This is a genomic window from Spirosoma panaciterrae DSM 21099 (assembly GCF_000374025.1).
Taxonomy (GTDB): domain Bacteria; phylum Bacteroidota; class Bacteroidia; order Cytophagales; family Spirosomataceae; genus Spirosoma; species Spirosoma panaciterrae.
The window spans coordinates 168376-184080 of record NZ_KB893244.1 but is presented as its reverse complement, the minus strand read 5'-3'; the positions used below and the strand labels follow the sequence as shown (position 1 = coordinate 184080).

General features: G+C 47.6%; 15 protein-coding genes. 8 read left to right on the top strand and 7 right to left on the bottom strand.

The window, feature by feature from the left end:
* Positions 1-391 precede the first annotated feature (391 nt).
* From B153_RS0134150 to B153_RS0134125, 6 genes are all read left to right on the top strand, one after another.
* Entirely contained in the window at positions 392-937 is a 546-nt protein-coding gene (locus B153_RS0134150; RefSeq protein ID WP_026262668.1) for an RNA polymerase sigma-70 factor, read from the top strand.
* 135 nt (positions 938-1072) lie between these two features.
* Positions 1073-1276, top strand: coding sequence for a hypothetical protein (locus tag B153_RS0134145; protein WP_020601264.1), 204 nt, complete (start codon positions 1073-1075; stop codon positions 1274-1276).
* A 73-nt stretch (positions 1277-1349) separates the two neighbouring features.
* On the top strand, positions 1350-4751 hold the full coding sequence (locus B153_RS0134140; RefSeq protein WP_026262667.1) for a SusC/RagA family TonB-linked outer membrane protein: 3402 nt from the start codon (positions 1350-1352) through the stop codon (positions 4749-4751).
* A gap of 136 nt (positions 4752-4887) precedes the next feature.
* A complete protein-coding gene (locus B153_RS0134135; protein WP_020601262.1) occupies positions 4888-6537 on the top strand; it encodes a SusD/RagB family nutrient-binding outer membrane lipoprotein in 1650 nt (549 codons plus the stop codon).
* Positions 6538-6611: 74 nt separating this feature from the next.
* Entirely contained in the window at positions 6612-7880 is a 1269-nt protein-coding gene (locus tag B153_RS0134130; protein ID WP_020601261.1) for a hypothetical protein, read from the top strand.
* 90 nt (positions 7881-7970) lie between these two features.
* Positions 7971-9341 carry a PhoPQ-activated pathogenicity-related family protein gene (locus B153_RS0134125; RefSeq protein ID WP_020601260.1) on the top strand — a complete coding sequence of 457 codons (1371 nt, stop codon included), beginning with the start codon at positions 7971-7973 and terminating at the stop codon, positions 9339-9341.
* Between the two features lie 78 nt (positions 9342-9419).
* Here the strand turns inward: B153_RS0134125 and B153_RS0134120 are convergent, their stop codons facing one another.
* The 4 genes from B153_RS0134120 to B153_RS0134105 all read right to left on the bottom strand — a co-directional run bounded on the left by B153_RS0134120 (position 9420) and on the right by B153_RS0134105 (position 11560).
* Complete coding sequence (locus B153_RS0134120) at positions 9420-9917, bottom strand: hypothetical protein (RefSeq protein WP_020601259.1); 498 nt, start codon at positions 9915-9917, stop codon at positions 9420-9422.
* A 55-nt stretch (positions 9918-9972) separates the two neighbouring features.
* Entirely contained in the window at positions 9973-10353 is a 381-nt protein-coding gene (locus B153_RS0134115) for a DUF805 domain-containing protein (protein WP_020601258.1), read from the bottom strand.
* 557 nt (positions 10354-10910) lie between these two features.
* Positions 10911-11153: a hypothetical protein gene (locus B153_RS0134110; protein ID WP_020601257.1), complete on the bottom strand. Its 243-nt coding sequence runs from the start codon at positions 11151-11153 to the stop codon at positions 10911-10913.
* A gap of 158 nt (positions 11154-11311) precedes the next feature.
* Complete coding sequence (locus B153_RS0134105) at positions 11312-11560, bottom strand: hypothetical protein (protein WP_020601256.1); 249 nt, start codon at positions 11558-11560, stop codon at positions 11312-11314.
* A gap of 395 nt (positions 11561-11955) precedes the next feature.
* Between B153_RS0134105 and B153_RS0134100 the strand changes: the two genes are divergently transcribed.
* The gene (locus B153_RS0134100) at positions 11956-12393 is read left to right on the top strand and encodes a response regulator (RefSeq protein ID WP_020601255.1); all 438 of its coding nucleotides are present in this window, start codon (positions 11956-11958) and stop codon (positions 12391-12393) included.
* A gap of 10 nt (positions 12394-12403) precedes the next feature.
* Here the strand turns inward: B153_RS0134100 and B153_RS0134095 are convergent, their stop codons facing one another.
* Complete coding sequence (locus B153_RS0134095; protein WP_020601254.1) at positions 12404-12838, bottom strand: response regulator; 435 nt, start codon at positions 12836-12838, stop codon at positions 12404-12406.
* 399 nt (positions 12839-13237) lie between these two features.
* Here B153_RS0134095 and B153_RS0134090 point away from each other — a divergent pair, with 399 nt between their 5' ends.
* Positions 13238-13834: a GDSL-type esterase/lipase family protein gene (locus tag B153_RS0134090; protein ID WP_157635040.1), complete on the top strand. Its 597-nt coding sequence runs from the start codon at positions 13238-13240 to the stop codon at positions 13832-13834.
* A 21-nt stretch (positions 13835-13855) separates the two neighbouring features.
* On the opposite strand, the gene B153_RS0134085 is transcribed toward B153_RS0134090, so the two are convergent.
* Together B153_RS0134085 and B153_RS0134080 are read right to left on the bottom strand one after the other, a co-directional pair.
* Entirely contained in the window at positions 13856-14395 is a 540-nt protein-coding gene (locus tag B153_RS0134085; RefSeq protein WP_020601252.1) for an RNA polymerase sigma factor, read from the bottom strand.
* A gap of 449 nt (positions 14396-14844) precedes the next feature.
* Positions 14845-15609 carry a tyrosine-protein phosphatase gene (locus tag B153_RS0134080; RefSeq protein ID WP_026262665.1) on the bottom strand — a complete coding sequence of 255 codons (765 nt, stop codon included), beginning with the start codon at positions 15607-15609 and terminating at the stop codon, positions 14845-14847.
* Between the last annotated feature and the right edge of the window lie 96 nt (positions 15610-15705).

Sequence of the window (15705 nt, the reverse complement as noted above, 5' to 3'; positions counted from 1 at the left end):
CACCCACCCAATCTCTTGCCTTTACCCTGTTGCATTACTTCCAGTGATAGCTTACTAAGCCCTTGACAGACACCTGTATGGCCTTGGTTGGCGGAATTAAAATAGACTGCGCAAATTGACGGTTATTTTACGCAAAGTGCGAAATTCTTTTAAAATGTACTCTTCTATATTTGTCTCGATAGTGGCGCAGAATCCAAATATAATTTGGCTTCGATGGGGTATATTAAGAGATTATAAAGGATTTGTAAACTTTTATAGACAAATCCTTTGGTGAATATTGTCAAAATTTTATTCGGCAATTCAACTTAAATTAGTTATAAAAATTCTACAGACCATTCAATCACGGTTGTTTTCTGGTTTGTCGCCTATTACCCACCTTACTTTTCTACCTATGGCTGTCAATTATTCCATCGATTCTATTTTAAGCAAGGTTGTTCTTGGCGATCAGGCAGCCTTTGCCAAACTATACAAACACTATCGTACCCCTTCTCTCCGTTTTTGCCTGTCAATTTTGAAAGACCAGGAAGAAGCCGAAAATATGGTCCATGATGTTTTTATTAAGATTTGGGAACGTCGATCGACCATTAACCCCAGCCTTAATTTTAACTCCTACTTGTTTACCTGTCTGAGAAACCAGGCCTTCGATTATCTGAAGCAGGTTGAAAAAGCGCAGTGTCTGAAACAACGGTATCTGGAGCGCATGCAGGAAACCCATGAGGACTCACCGGAGAACCAGGAAGCCCAATTCAATCTGGTTCAGTCTGCCGTCGGTGCACTTTCCGAAAAGCGTAAACTGATCTTACGCATGAATGTGGAAGACGGCAAATCGTATCAGGAAATTGCTGAATTGCTAAACATTTCAAAAAACACCGTCAAAAATCAGCTTGTGAAAGCCAAACAGCTCCTTCGGGAAAAAATTGACTTTGCTCTCCTTTGAAATCCCCCTTACCCTGGCAGCCGGTCCAATTAACAAATCTGTTCCTCCCTCTCTTTTCCAAAAAATACAGAACGTCCTGATAGTCTTTTCGCCGTTTTTCTGAGTACTACTGACAAACTGTCGAACGGAAGGGCTATGGCTAATCAGGGCAGCCGCTATCTAATCAAACAGCTACTCAACAATAAACTGTCGAGAGCGGAACTGGATGAATTTCTGGCCGGTCTGCATGATGATCAGGCACGACAAGCCTATTCAGACGTACTGGAAACCTATTTTAATCAACTCATAACCCAACAAAACCCAAGCCCGGATACCGATACGTCAACTAGTTCAGACTGAACTGGAAATCGTTCAATCGGTCGTCCTAATTTTTCACCATGTTTTTTATTGAACCCCTCATAACTGAACACGCATGAACACACATTCTACTTTTCAGTTGATTCTGAGGCATTCTCTGACCATCACGTTGCTGATAGGAGCATGCTGCATGCACGCGCTGGCCAAAAACAAACCGGCCAAAACCATTACGGGAACGGTGACCCTGGCAACAACCAGCCAGCCCGTTGCCGGAGCCAACGTCCTGATTAAAGGGACTCAGTTGGGAACTGTTACCGATCAATCGGGTAAATACGCCATTACAGTCAATAACGATAACGCTGTCCTTGTGTTCTCGTTCATTGGGCATAAAACTCAGGAAATATCGGTCGGAAACAAATCGGTAATCGATGTATCTCTGGTCGAAAACAACGAAGTGCTGGGCGAAGTCGTCGTAACGGCGCTGGGTATCAAGCGGGAAGCCCGTTCGCTGGGATATGCCGTGGGCGAAGTACAGGGTAAAGACCTGAGCCGGATAGCTCAGGAAAACGTATTGAATTCGCTGGCAGGCCGCGTTCCGGGTGTACAAATCAGTTCGACAGGGCCTTCAGGTTCATCGGTCAGCATGATTATTCGGGGCGCCAAATCGCTTAACAACGACAACCAACCTTTGTTCGTTGTGGATGGTGTTCCTATTGCAAACTCGCTAAACAACGTCAGCCAGATCGGTAACGACAACCGGGTCGACTACGGGAACGCTATTTCGGATATTAACCCGGAAGACGTAGAAAATATTTCCATCCTCAAAGGTCCCAGCGCAGCCGCTCTGTACGGTTCCCGAGCAGCCAACGGCGTGGTACTGATCACGACAAAAAGCGGGTCGAAATCGCAGAAAATGACGGTAAATGTTTCGTCGAATACCGTTTTCGATCAGCCGTACAAGTATCTGAAAATGGGTACCAAATTCGCTACGGGTATTCTACCATTTACGCCCGATTCTAACCCCTATCCGGGCGGTATCCTCCAGATCGACGAAAGTTCGTCGGGTGGTGTAGGACCAGAGCTGGATAAAGGCTATAACGCTATTCAGTGGAATAGTCCGATTGGTACGGACGGGAAGCCTATTCCGACTCCGCTGGTGTCGCACCCGAACAACATCCGTGATTTCGTTCGGACGGGTATTACCAGTACGAATGGGGTGTCGATATCGAACAACAACGATAAGGTTACCTACCGGCTTTCGTACTCGAACATGAGCAGCCGGGGTATTGTACCCAATTCGGATCTGTTCAAGAATACGCTGGCTATTAATACAGCCGTCCGCTTAAACAATAAGTTGACGCTAAGTACTAACCTTGACTTTAGCCGCAGCAATTCCAACAACCGACCCGCTGGCGAACGGGGTACCAATCCTTTGCAGTGGGCGTATGCCGTTGGTTCGCATATCGACATCAACGACCTGCGCGACTACTGGGTGCCCGGCAAGGAAGGCCTCCAGCAGAAATCGCAAAGTATCGGAAACTACAACAACCCCTGGTTTCTGGCCAATGAAGTCAACAACAGTTTTGTGCGTGATCGGGTATTCGGAAACATGAAAGCCGAATGGCAAATTACCCCCGAAATCAAACTGATGGGCCGCTATGCGCTCGATACCTACAACGAACAGCGCGAAACCAAAATCGCGAAAAGCTACACGGGTGAACCCAACGGTGCCTATGGCCTGATCAACTTGAAACGCTACGAACGCAACGTTGATTTCCTGGCCACCTACACGAAACGCTTCAATGCGCTCAGTGTGGTTGTATCGGCCGGGGGAAACAATCGGTATTCGCAATCGACAGATATCAACACCAGCAGCAAAAACGGCGCAGGACTGATTATCCCAGGCTTGTACACGATCCAGAACATTGCTACGGCCAATATCAACTACAGCAACTACCTGTACAAAAAAGCTATCTACAGCGTGTATGGTACGGCCAACTTCGGCTTCAAGGACATGATTTACCTGGATGTAACGGCCCGAAACGACTGGGCTAGTACACTTCCAGTCAACAACCGCTCGTACTTCTACCCATCAGCTTCGCTGAGCCTGTTGCTGAACGAGATGGTGCATATGCCTTCGACCGTCGATCTGTTTAAACTTCGGGCGGGTGTAGCTCAGGTAGGTAACGATGCCAACCCCTACAGCCTCTATCCTACCCTGGCCGATGCCGGTGCCTGGAATGGCGTAACTCGGTTGAGCAAATCGGGGAGTATTCTGCTTCCTGATTTAAAACCAGAGATAGCGACCTCGTATGAAGTTGGGATCGACTACAATATGTTCCGCAACCGACTCCGTTTCTCAGGAACGTATTATGTATCGGAGAACCGGAACCAGATTCTGCCATCGCAGATTGCCCCATCCAGCGGCTTTACAACCAAGAATATCAACGCAGGTCTGTTAGAGAGCAAAGGCGTTGAATTATCACTGGGCGGAACAATCATCGACAAAGGTGGCTTACGCTGGGATCTGACCACGAACTTCACCAAGAATGTTACCCGCATTAAAGAACTGGCAGAAGGTATCCCCTACTATACTCTTTGGACGGATGCTAAGGGCGGTGCCTGGACGTATGTGGGCGACAAAGTTGGTGATATTTACGATGCTGAAATCATCACCGTTACCGATCCTAAATCGCCTTATTACGGCTACCCAATTCTGGATAATGATGGGTCATGGCAGAGCAGAAGTGCCTCCACCGTCAAGAACAAAATTGGCAACTTCAACCCTAACTTCATTCTGGGGGCTCAAAGCTCGCTTTCCTACAAAGGCTTTACCCTCAATCTGTCACTCGATTGGCGGGCAGGTGGTGACTTCGTGTCACAAACCTATCGGTACATGGAGTCTGATTTACGGTCGCAGCGCTTCCTCGACAACCTGATCAACCCAGGTGGCCGTTCGGGTGATGCCCTTCGCAACTGGTTGGTCGATAATGCCGATCAGTATATCAAAATTCACGGCAACTATTTCCCAATCGTGGGTGGGCCAACGGCCGAATATGGTGGATATCCGTTTGAGTTCGGCGGCAAAACCTACGCCTACGGGGTATTCAATCCAGGGGTTATTGCCCAATACGATGCCAATGGGAACATTACCGGGTATACGGAAAACCTCGGCGGAGCAGGTACTAAGATCATTCCATACGGCGACAATTATCCCTGGTCATTTACCCGGGCTGCTACCTTCGATGCGTCGTTTGTCAAACTGCGTGAAATCTCGCTCGGTTACGACATTCCCGCCCGTTTCGTGAAATCGATCGGTCTGCAAAATGCGAACTTCTCGATCTATAGCCGGAACATTATTCTGTGGACTGCCGCCAAAATCAACGTCGACCCTGAGATGGCTTTCCAGCCGCAGGCGGGCACACAGGCGGGTACACAGTTCAAACAAGGGATCGAGCGTTACAACGTAACTCCCTGGGTAATTCCCGTTGGTTTTAAACTTGGCCTTACATTCTAAAAAATAGTCATTGGCTTCAGGTTATTCATTGTCATTAGTAGTCATTATTAAATTACTAACAATGAATGACTATCAATGACCACAAGTGACCTGAAGCCATTGACTCGTATAATGACGACATTTTAACGATTCTGTCATGAAAACTATCTTCCAAAAAATCACTGCCAGCCTGGCTCTGGTTTTGGGTTTGTTCTTCCTCTATGCCTGTAAGGACCTCACCCAATTGAACATTAACCCCAACGGTGTTCAACCCGAGACGGTAAACCCGAATCTGGTCATGCCAACTGTTCTGACCGAAACAGCGAAACTCTATACCAACCTTGGCTTTCAGGATATTGCCGGGGTTGTTCAACACACGCAGAAAGACGCCTGGTTTAGCGGTCATAACGACTACGATTGGGGTGGTGATCAAAGCTGGACGTCCTATTACGATCAGTTGCGGAACAACGACCTGGTTTATCAGCGAGCCGTTGCGCTGAACATGGAATTTCAACAGGGTGTTGCGCTGGTCATGAAATCCATGCTGTTCGGGCTGATTACCGACCTGTGGGGCGATGCTCCCTATACCAATGCCCTGAAAGGGGAAGCGGGCGGAATCGACAACATTGCTCCTAAATACGACAGCCAGGATGTTATTTACTCAGGTATTCTGGCCGATCTGGATAAAGCCAGTACCTTACTTTCGAAGCCCAAAGCTTCTTACAGCAGTATCGTTGAAAGTGCGGATGTATACTATGCGGGCGATCCGACCAAATGGCAGCGGCTGGCCAATTCGCTCAAGCTCCGCTATTTGATGCGTATTTCGACCAAACAACCCGACGTAGCAAAATCCGGTATCGAAAAGATCGTAGCTAACCCTACTCAGTATCCCATCATCGACGATGCTTCTTTTGATGCAACGATGGCATTTGTCGGCAACAACTCAGGCGATGCCTGGCCGTCAAACTCCGTTTTTGATATTAGTGGCAGTAACTACCGTCGGATTAAAATGTGCTCTACCTTGCTGAAAGCCATGCAGCCTACCAACGATCCACGGCTGGCCGTCTGGGCGAAAAAAGTAGAAATTCCGCTGAAGGTCGATGCTACACTACCAGCCGGAACCGATAAAATCGTTAGTGGGGTCCGGTATCTGTCACCTGATAAAGTCGGCAACACGCCCATCGATACAGACCCAAATTACGTCGGTATTCCGCCTAGTAGTTCACAGTTACCATCGGCGTATAATTTTAACCCAACTCCAGGACAAACCTCGGTCAACCCGCATGTATCATACCTCAACGAAATTTACACGCAGGCTAAAGGCACGCTGCTAAAATCCCGACTGGTATCGGCGGCTGAAGTAAACTTCATTCTGGCTGAAGCAGCGCAGAAAGGCTGGGCTGCCGGCGATGCCAAAACCCGGTACGAAAACGGCGTAAAAGCCTCTCTGACAGCCTGGGGACTTACCAGCAGCTACGCCACCTTTATTACTCAGAAAGGGGTAGCTTACGACGGGACCCTGAATCAGATCATCAGTCAAAAATGGATTGCCAGTTGGACGAGCGCTACCGAAGCCTGGTTTGATTATCGCCGGACGGGCTTACCAGCTCTCCAGGCTGGCCCGGTTGCCAAACGAAAAGTGCTGCCCGTACGATTCTATTACATGCGCGATGAGTTGAACCTGAATAAGACCAACTCGGGAGTTGCCCTCGACAAACTGGAAGTAACGGCCAATTCACAGTCCGATGGCAAAAATAGCCCCTGGTCGAAGCCCTGGGTAATTCAGGGAACCGGCAAACCCTGGTAAGTCCATCGCGGAACCTATTATTCCTCTTAACAACTTCCCGAAAGCTCAGCTCTTTCGGGAAGTTCTTTATCGGCATGAGAACCTTACTACTCGCCACGTTTCTATCGGTCGTTTCTCAGCTAGTTTCGGCTCAGTCCTTTAAGGCAGGAGCGGCTGTCAGGCTCATCACTCCGAATCCATTACTACCCGTTTCGGGCGGCATTGGTACCCCCAAAAAAGCAACCGAAAAGAAAGGCGAACTGTATGTCAGAGCTTGTGTTTTTGAAAAAGGAGGCACCCGCATTGCCATCGTCAGCGTCGATAATCTGGGATGGCCGTCGGTACTGGGCAATAAGTCGAGAGCACTGATCAAGGGCATTCTACCCCAGAACATCCTGATCGGTTGTACACATACGCACAGTGGGCCTGACGCTTACGGCTTCCCCAACGAAAAAGGCGAATCGTTTGCCGACCTTACTTACCTCGACCAATGCGTACACGCCATAGCCGATGCGGTCAATGAAGCCGTTTCGAAGCTGGCTCCGGCTACATTGAAAGTTGCCGTCGATGAAGCGAAAGGGCAAATCGCCTACAATTACTACGCCCCTGACCTGTACGATCCGCGTTGTGGCGTTATTCAGGCCATAGCCACGACCGGCCCGCAAGTAGGGAAACCCATCGTTACCCTGGTCAACTATGCCATTCATCCCGAAATCATCGGGTCGGGCCGGGGAATCTTAAGCCCCGATCTGTGTGGTCCCCTATGTGACCGTATCGAGTCGAAAGCCGGTGGCATAGCGGTGTTTGTCAACGGGGCGCAAGGTGGGATGGTCACAGCCGACAACCGTCGGGATGGGGGAAAAGAAGCCAACACCTGGGACGAATGCATCCGCATTGGCGAACTTTTGGCCGACGAAGCCCTTCGGATTATTGCCCCGGCCGAATCTCAGTCGAACCCATCGTTGTTTTGCGCCATGCAACCCGTTACGTTACCCATCGAATCGGACGTTATGAAATACATCGTCAAAAAATCCCCGCTTCAGTACGAGGTAGCTCCCGGCGATAAGGTAGTTGCTCAGGTCAACCTGCTCAACATCGGTACCGCCCAGGTGCTGACGATCCCCGGCGAGGCTTTGCCAAACATTGGGTACTATCTTAAGCGCCAAATGCACACCAAAGTGCCTTTTCTGCTCGGGTTGACTAACGATGCTTTTGGGTATATGCTGACCCGCGTCGACTTCAATAGTTTTAAACGATACCAGTACATCAGTCGTACCAGCCTTGGCGAAAATACAGCCGAGATTTATATGGCCGAAGCCATGAAACTCATTGCGAATTCGCCTAAAGCCGACGGAGCTAACTAACACAAACCGATCAACTTTTCATCTCTTTTCACGACCTGCTACCAAGGCGGCAACGTTTAAAAGAACCCTTCAATTAACCACAAAAACCTAATGAACCCGTATCTGCTTAAAATCGTCGCCGTTGTTGGCCTGATTAGTGCCCTTTTTGCCTTTGTCCTGCCGAAACCCAACGATGGCATTACCCCCTCGACCGCGCTGGATGCGTACCTGCACAATGGCGACCAGTCGTTTAAATGGGAGGTTAAAGACACCTATAGCTATGGCGACATAACCGCCTACGAAGTCCTTCTTACCTCCCAGAAATGGCGGGAATATACCTGGAAACACCAATTATCGATCCTAGTTCCGAAGGAGGTCAAACACGATGGGGCGTTGCTGTTTATTACAGGGGGTGCGGTCAACAAGGAGGGTGAACCCAACTGGAACAAACGGGAGGATACCTTCAACCGGGCCATCAGCCAGTTAGCTACCAAAAACAACGCCATTGTAGCCGTGCTTCGGCAAACACCCAATCAGCCGCTATACGATAACCTGAAAGAAGATGCGCTGATTTCGTATACGCTGCATCAGTACAAGAAAGATGGCGATTATAGTTGGCCGCTCCTGTTTCCGATGGTCAAAAGCGCCGTCCGGGCAATGGATGCCATACAGGAATTTGCCAAACAAACGGTACACCAGGATGTCAATCGTTTCGTGGTGTCGGGCGCTTCCAAACGGGGCTGGACTACCTGGCTGACCGGTGCCAGCGATAAACGGGTAGCGGCCATTGCCCCTATGGTCATCGATGTTCTGAACATGCCCGTCAATCTGGATTACCAGATGAAGATCTGGAATAAATACAGCGAACAGATCGAAGATTATGTAAAGCTCGGTATTCCGCAGACCGTCCACAGCAAGGAAGGCAGCGCCGTTACGGAAATGATCGACCCCTATTCGTATCGAAAAAAGCTAACGATGCCCAAAATGCTGTTTATGGGCACTAATGACGAATACTGGACGGTGGATGCCGTAAAACATTACATCGGTCAGATTCCGGGCGAAAATTACATCCATTATGTGCCCAATGTAGGCCATGACCTGGGCGATAAACGACAGGCCCTCGAAGCCCTGAATGCCTTTTTTGGAACAACCCTGACCAAACAGCCCTATCCTGCCTGCCAGTGGACCGTAACCCCAACCAAAACCGGCGTCAATCTGACCATCAAATCGACCTCCGACAAATTGGAAGACGTGACGGTCTGGTCGGCCAACTCTACCGATATGATTTTTCAGGATGAGAAGTGGGAAGGTAAATCCTTAGGCATCAATCATACTGGCACTGTATCGGTAAGCGAGGCCTACCCGGCTTCTGGTTACCGGGCGTTTTACGTCGATCTGAAATATAAATCGCCTACTGGCGGCACCTATACTGAAAGCACCCGCATGTTCATGACCGATAATGACGAGGTGTTTCTGAAGTAATGCCATGACTCTATAGACCACAGATGAGCAGGATGATTATGACGCCTACAGATCATAATTATCCTGCCCATCTGTGGTCTATTTCTGACTGATCTCCAGCTTTACGATGCGGTTGATGATGCGACCGTCGTCAAGTTGTCGTTCGGGCACATACTGAATACGGACAAATAAGCCATCGTGTAAAGGCACCCGCTCAGTTTCGCCATTGTGAAAACCCGCCATACCCACATTGCGGTAGTAGCCAAACGAAACGGTATCGACCTGAAACGCTTCGTAGCTATACGAGTTATTCTTCCCATCTCTGCGTTCAACCCATTCCTTTTCCCAATACCCTACAATTGGCCCTTCGGCGGTAAGCGGTTTGTGGCGCTTTAACAGGTATTGGTCGAAAGAGGGTATCCCAACCGACACCACAACGGCAGCTACCGAAAAAATCAGCAAACCCGTACGGCCAGAACCCGGTCGACTGAAATAGGCCGCGACCAGAGCTGCCGCTGCCAGTCCGAACGGTAATACCAGAGAACGCCAGTTAATCAATGGCTGAGCCCAGAGATCATAGATGGTCGTGTAGTGCATAACGGTACCGAATATACGCTAACAGAGAAACGAATGCGTTGTTTATGGAAGCAGGCTAATCGTTCTGTTTGGGATCGTTACCGTATTCGTTACGACCTTTACTCCCTTCGGTGCAAGCCAGAATCAGGTTGTATACCGGAATCAGCGCATACCAGCCACTTTTTCCTACATCGTGCATCCGACGAATGGCTACAGCTACTGAAGGAACCAAAATAGCCAGGTTCAGCAGCATAAGCAGGCCCCCAACCAAGCCCGACCCATTGAAAATCAGGATATTGATAAAATTAAGACCCTGTGTAACGAGCACATTTACCAGAAAGAAGTACCAATATTCGCTACGGCGGGCGCGTCCGTTAAAATCGTTATACTTTTTCAGCACGGCTACGTAATTGTCCAGTAACGAAACACGATTGACCGAATTAGGAAGGGTGTTCATGATTGTTGTTTTTATTGGTTTTGATTAAAAAGAATGAAGGTCAGCGCCGTAAACAGTCGGTGTAATTGCCCGGCTGCGGGTGCCTGCGGAAGCAAAAGTAGCAGACCGCCCAAGGCGTTATCAACTGCCGTCTGATAACTGGTAGTCTACATCGGATAGTAAGAAGGAAACGGTCGATACTTAGCTTGATCAACGGGCCAAGGTACTATTGATTGAATGAGAGGAAGTCGACCCCCAAAGCCCATTTCCCTACCGCCTATCCCGAATCGGGAGTTCAGGTTTCTGGTATTGGGGAAATAATTGCCGCTTAACCCTACTCCATTCATTCGATGCTGATGGCCCTATCGGCACCAAAAGCTCGCTGGCGAGGAGCCTGTCGTCTTCACCCGTATTATCGACCAGACGTTGTTGGATTGGTTGAGGAATCAAGCAGAAAATGACCTCGAAGCCACTCCATCAGACGACGATGAGCAGCCCACTGGTACTAACCGTACCGAAGTATTAAAACATGAGTATTTCGCCCTAACCCACGTAACTCATAGGGTTTCCATTACGCATCAATTACGCTTACCACTAACCAGCTCGGTGAGGGCACCACGGGTAATAGCCAGTTCAGATGCAAACTCATCAAGAATTTGCTGGCAATCCTCAATATCATGACTCACGCGCTGATGGGCACGCTCAAGGGCATCGATCCGTGAGCGGTAATAAGGATTCCGGTCAACAGGCCCTATTTCCATCAAATCCCAATAAATAGTCTGCAATTGGGTTAATAACTGGTGCGTTTCAGTCTCGTACATAAAACTTCTACCGAGATAAACTGTATGGACAAATGTTAAGCCCTTTATGCAGTCTTCCTAGTTTATTTTGCTGAATACCCAATTTTGGGGGCTGAAAGCCGCTTTTTCAGGGTTGTAGCCTGTTCGTCTTAACCAGCAGAAGCGTTTTATTGAATCGACTAAAGCGACTGCTGCGGCCCCAGAGGTCTTACAGAATTGGCTGATGGGCTATGAATATTGTCCTGCGAAGTTCGATAGTGAAGCAGATTGACCAACCGCTTATAGGGTATCAGTGCCCTTAGCTGGCTTCCACTCCGCAGCACAACCAGCGTCTTTTGCCCCCCTTCGATGGGCTCCAATTTTTTTATATGATCGATGTTAACCAGATTGGTTCGTTCACTGGTACGTATTGGCACAAATGGGTTCATAACTACCGTCCGTTTAATTCATCACCTCTTACTTCCTCATCAAATCGTCTGGCGGCATTAATCAAAATTCTTCTGGCTTGCTGTCCTACAAATACTGATGTAATGCACTGGCAAGTACGGTATTGCGACAGGCTTACACTAACACTCCTGTTGCATTCTTTAACAGTCTCGTTTCATTTAAGAAATACCTGCTGATTATGAGCATCCAGATCAGAAATGCAAAGCACGATTCAGGTGTAGCCCAGAAGAGACTCAGTACATGTTCCCATATTCCCACAGTATCTTATAGAGCGGAAGCTACCAGAATACACACGCGTTTTAAGGCGTCTTTCAATCATTTTAGGCCTTTTTCAGGTTGTACTATTCACAAAGTTTGACATACCTGAATAAACCAGATGGAAAGTAATAATCCGATTATCTTTATTGACGATGATGACGACGACCAAGTGCTATTTAAGCCATTGCTGCAAAAAATTGCTCCCAATTGTCCCGTAATCTTTTTCACAGATGGCCGACAAGCCATCGAATACCTGCGAACCACCCACGACCGGCCGTTTCTGATCATCTCAGAGGTCAGTATGAATGTGATGAATGGCCTGGAATTACGACGGCAGATCAAAGAAGACAGTCAGTTGCGAATGCGGGCCATTCCATTCATATTTTTTACTCACCCCGTTTACAAACACCTGGTTGAGGAGGCTTATGAGTTGACCATACAGGGTTTTTTCGAGAAGAAGCAAACCGTAGCCGAACTCGAAGATCAACTAAAGGCCATCGTGGCCTACTGGTCGAACTGCTTACACCCCAATCGGTTCATGGATACCGATTTCTGACGATAAACCTTTACGGCTTCAGCCAGATTTTGGGTATCGTTACCGTTTCGAACCAGTATAACTTCAGTAGCTTCACGTATTTTTTCCAGTCGGCATACGTATCGGGTTTCAGCGTAAAGGCATTGGCACCCAAGGCGTATGCTTCTTCTGCTGCCTGCTCATCGCTATTTACGGATAGCATGACCACAGGCACCATCTTTCCCTGAGGGTGTGCGCGGAGCCTGGTTAAAAAATCGAAGCCTGTTTGCTTATCTTTCAGGTCAATATCCAGTAAAACTAATCGAGGCCCGTGCTCTTTCAAGGCTTCCAGATTGGCAACAGCTTCAGCAATACTACTGATCTGAATAAAATGAGCCATAGGAAACACCTGGATGGCCGCCCGGTTCAGAATTTCAGCAAGTTGGGAGTCATCGTCCACCAGAAGTATAGGCAGCTTGGCAGGCATGTCGTTTTAGGATAGTATGCCTTATGTACAATTATCACCTCCTATTTGTTCAATTCTTTTGGCCTTGATTTGTGTCAACTCACCCACAAAACGGGGAAACAATACCTCATTCATACGGCACTGTTGGCAAGAATCCCAATTTCAAAAAATACTATCTACCTGAATATCAATCCCTTATTAAGGATTCGTTTAAAATGGCATCATTTCAGATATAGATTGGTTAGGCATCTGCCTTTAGAGCTAGTCGTTCGCTACGGTCTGTAGCTTTAGATATAGATTTTACCTGATTTACTCAACGTATGAAATGAAAAAGCCTGGTCATCCCACCAGGCTTTTATGTTTACCAACTACTGTATAGATGGCAACCAGTTTCTCTATATTTGCTCGTCTGAAGTGGTTATGAAACGTTACGTTCGATACATTTCCCGTCTCCTGGAACCCGAGCCAAAACATACCTCGGTAATCATGCTGGGTGACTCGTTGATCAGACTGGGGAACTGGAACAAACTAGTAGGGAGAAAAGATATTTTGAACCGGGGAGTCAGTGGCGATTCGCTCGAAGGTATTTTCCAACGTGCTCAGGCTTTACCAACTTCGACAGCAAAAATAATCTTTCTGGAGGGCGGAATTAACGACCTCCCTCATCGGGATAGCAAACACCTATTGGCCGGCTATCAAAACCTGATCAGTTACTGGCAATCGAGCCATGTAATTCCTGTGATTACTAGCTTATTGTATCTATCTCCACGGGCAGCCCATTCGTACACGTGGCGAAGCGACTGGCAGGGCATTAACACTAGGGTGGCCCGATTGAACGATCAATTACAACAAGTTTGCGCCCATCAGAGCCTTGATTTTTTAGACCTAAACAGGCATTTATCGATACCCGACCAGTTACGGCCTGAGTACACGACCGATGGGGTTCATTTAACGGATACAGCCTATGCAATCTGGGCAGAAAAAGTAAGACGAATACTCAACAAGCACCACATCTGATTACCTAAATGAGCGTAGATATTATTCCAGACTAGCCCTGGCAAGGGCCCGTATTTTTTCCCGGCTTCGTTTTAGCCGCATTTTTATGGCACTTTCTGAAAGCTCTAAACGACGGCTCAGTTGGCTAATACTTAAGTTTTGTTCATATCGCAGGCGAAGCAACTTAACTTCCTCGGCGGGTAGCTGCTGAAGTAAAGCCTGTAAAAGAAGCTTCTGTTCATTTATTGACTCCTCTGGATCAGTATCATCCATTTCGGCATCTACCTCCGGCGACATGCGTTCTGTGACCAGGCGCTTATCCAGCCGAATCCGATCCAGACAGTAGTTGTGGGCAATGGAATATAACCAGGTTGACAGTTGCGACTGGTTTCGGAAGGCTTTCAGATTCGTAAAAGCTTTCAGAAAAATATCCTGTGTACAATCTTCGGCTGCATCTACATTTTGGGTTACCGATAGACATTTCTGAAAAACCTTCTTTACATATTTTTTATACAGAACATCAAAGGCGTCGTTGTGGGTAGCGAGAAGGTGGCTTTTATTGACTGCAATGCTCTCTTTCATAGGCGTTGTTGACGTTATCCAAAAAAAGGACAACTCACCAAATAAAATGTTTGGCCTGAGCAATTCACAATCCACTCATAGACAATATTTTAAAATTAACAATAAGTTAAGTATTCATAGGATATTGAAAACATATATTTACTATACATCCAACTATAGCCTTATGAAATATATGAATAGTGCTATTCTGAATCTATATTCTTTAAATACGTTTAGGAAACCACCTTTTCGCGCTACAGGGCGATATTTATTGGACGGTAGCGTATTGCACTGCCATTTTTCTGGCTACAAATTCGTTTTGTTAAATCAATTTATATAGTTGGGCAATACTGTACGGCACACTTACAATTAGAAATTAGAAGGAATTTTGGGGTTCTAAGCCGTTTACAGAGAAGAGATTTTTCAGACTCAGACCAGCCCCGTAAGAACCGTGGGGCAAAATAGGAAAGCTAGAAAAGGGTATTGTTAAGAAGGGGTTGATTTTGCAGCAATTGTAATTCGTTCGAATAGAGCAAACGTGCCATGTCTTTAAGGTCTTTTGGCTGGTGTAGATCACTCCCGATAAAGTCTATAACCTTTTGATTGACTAAAAAGCGGGCCTGTTTCTGGCACTCCACCCCATACCGACCGATCAGCGACATCCAGTTAAGCTGGAACAAACAGCCTATTTCACGCAGGTGTAGTAGCCCCTTCCGGTTCTCGTGGAAGTATTTATAGCGTTCGGGGTGGGCCAGAACAGGGGTATACCCATGCGTTTGGATACGGAATAAAATATCGTCGATCTGCGCCGGCGCCCACGCCCAACCTGTTTCAATCAGCAGATATTTTCGGGGGCCAAAACTCAATAGTTCTTCTTTTTGCAGCAGATCGAAGAAAAAATCATCGACCAGATACTCCGCTGCCAGTTCGATGGTAAGGGGTAATTCGTTCTGATCGATCAGGATCTGTAAATCGATAAGCCCCTGCCGAAGATCAGCCGGTTTGTTCGGATACCAGTCGCCACTGATGTGGGGGGTTGTAATCACTTTCCGAATCCCCCATTCAACCAATTGTTTGAGGCATGTCAACGCCTGCTCAGGGTCTTTCACGCCATCATCGACACCGGGCACCAAATGCGAATGCACATCCACCTCCCAGAAACACATGGCTGTGTTAGCAGGAGCAGATTCTTTAAAACCGGAAATTAGCCGGTGCCAGATCGAGGATGTAGGCATGAGACAATCAGTGTACGGGCAACAGATTACAAACCTACATTACCTTTAGCAGTTATCACAATCATCCTCCTATCCTTCCGTGGCAAGATTCGGGAA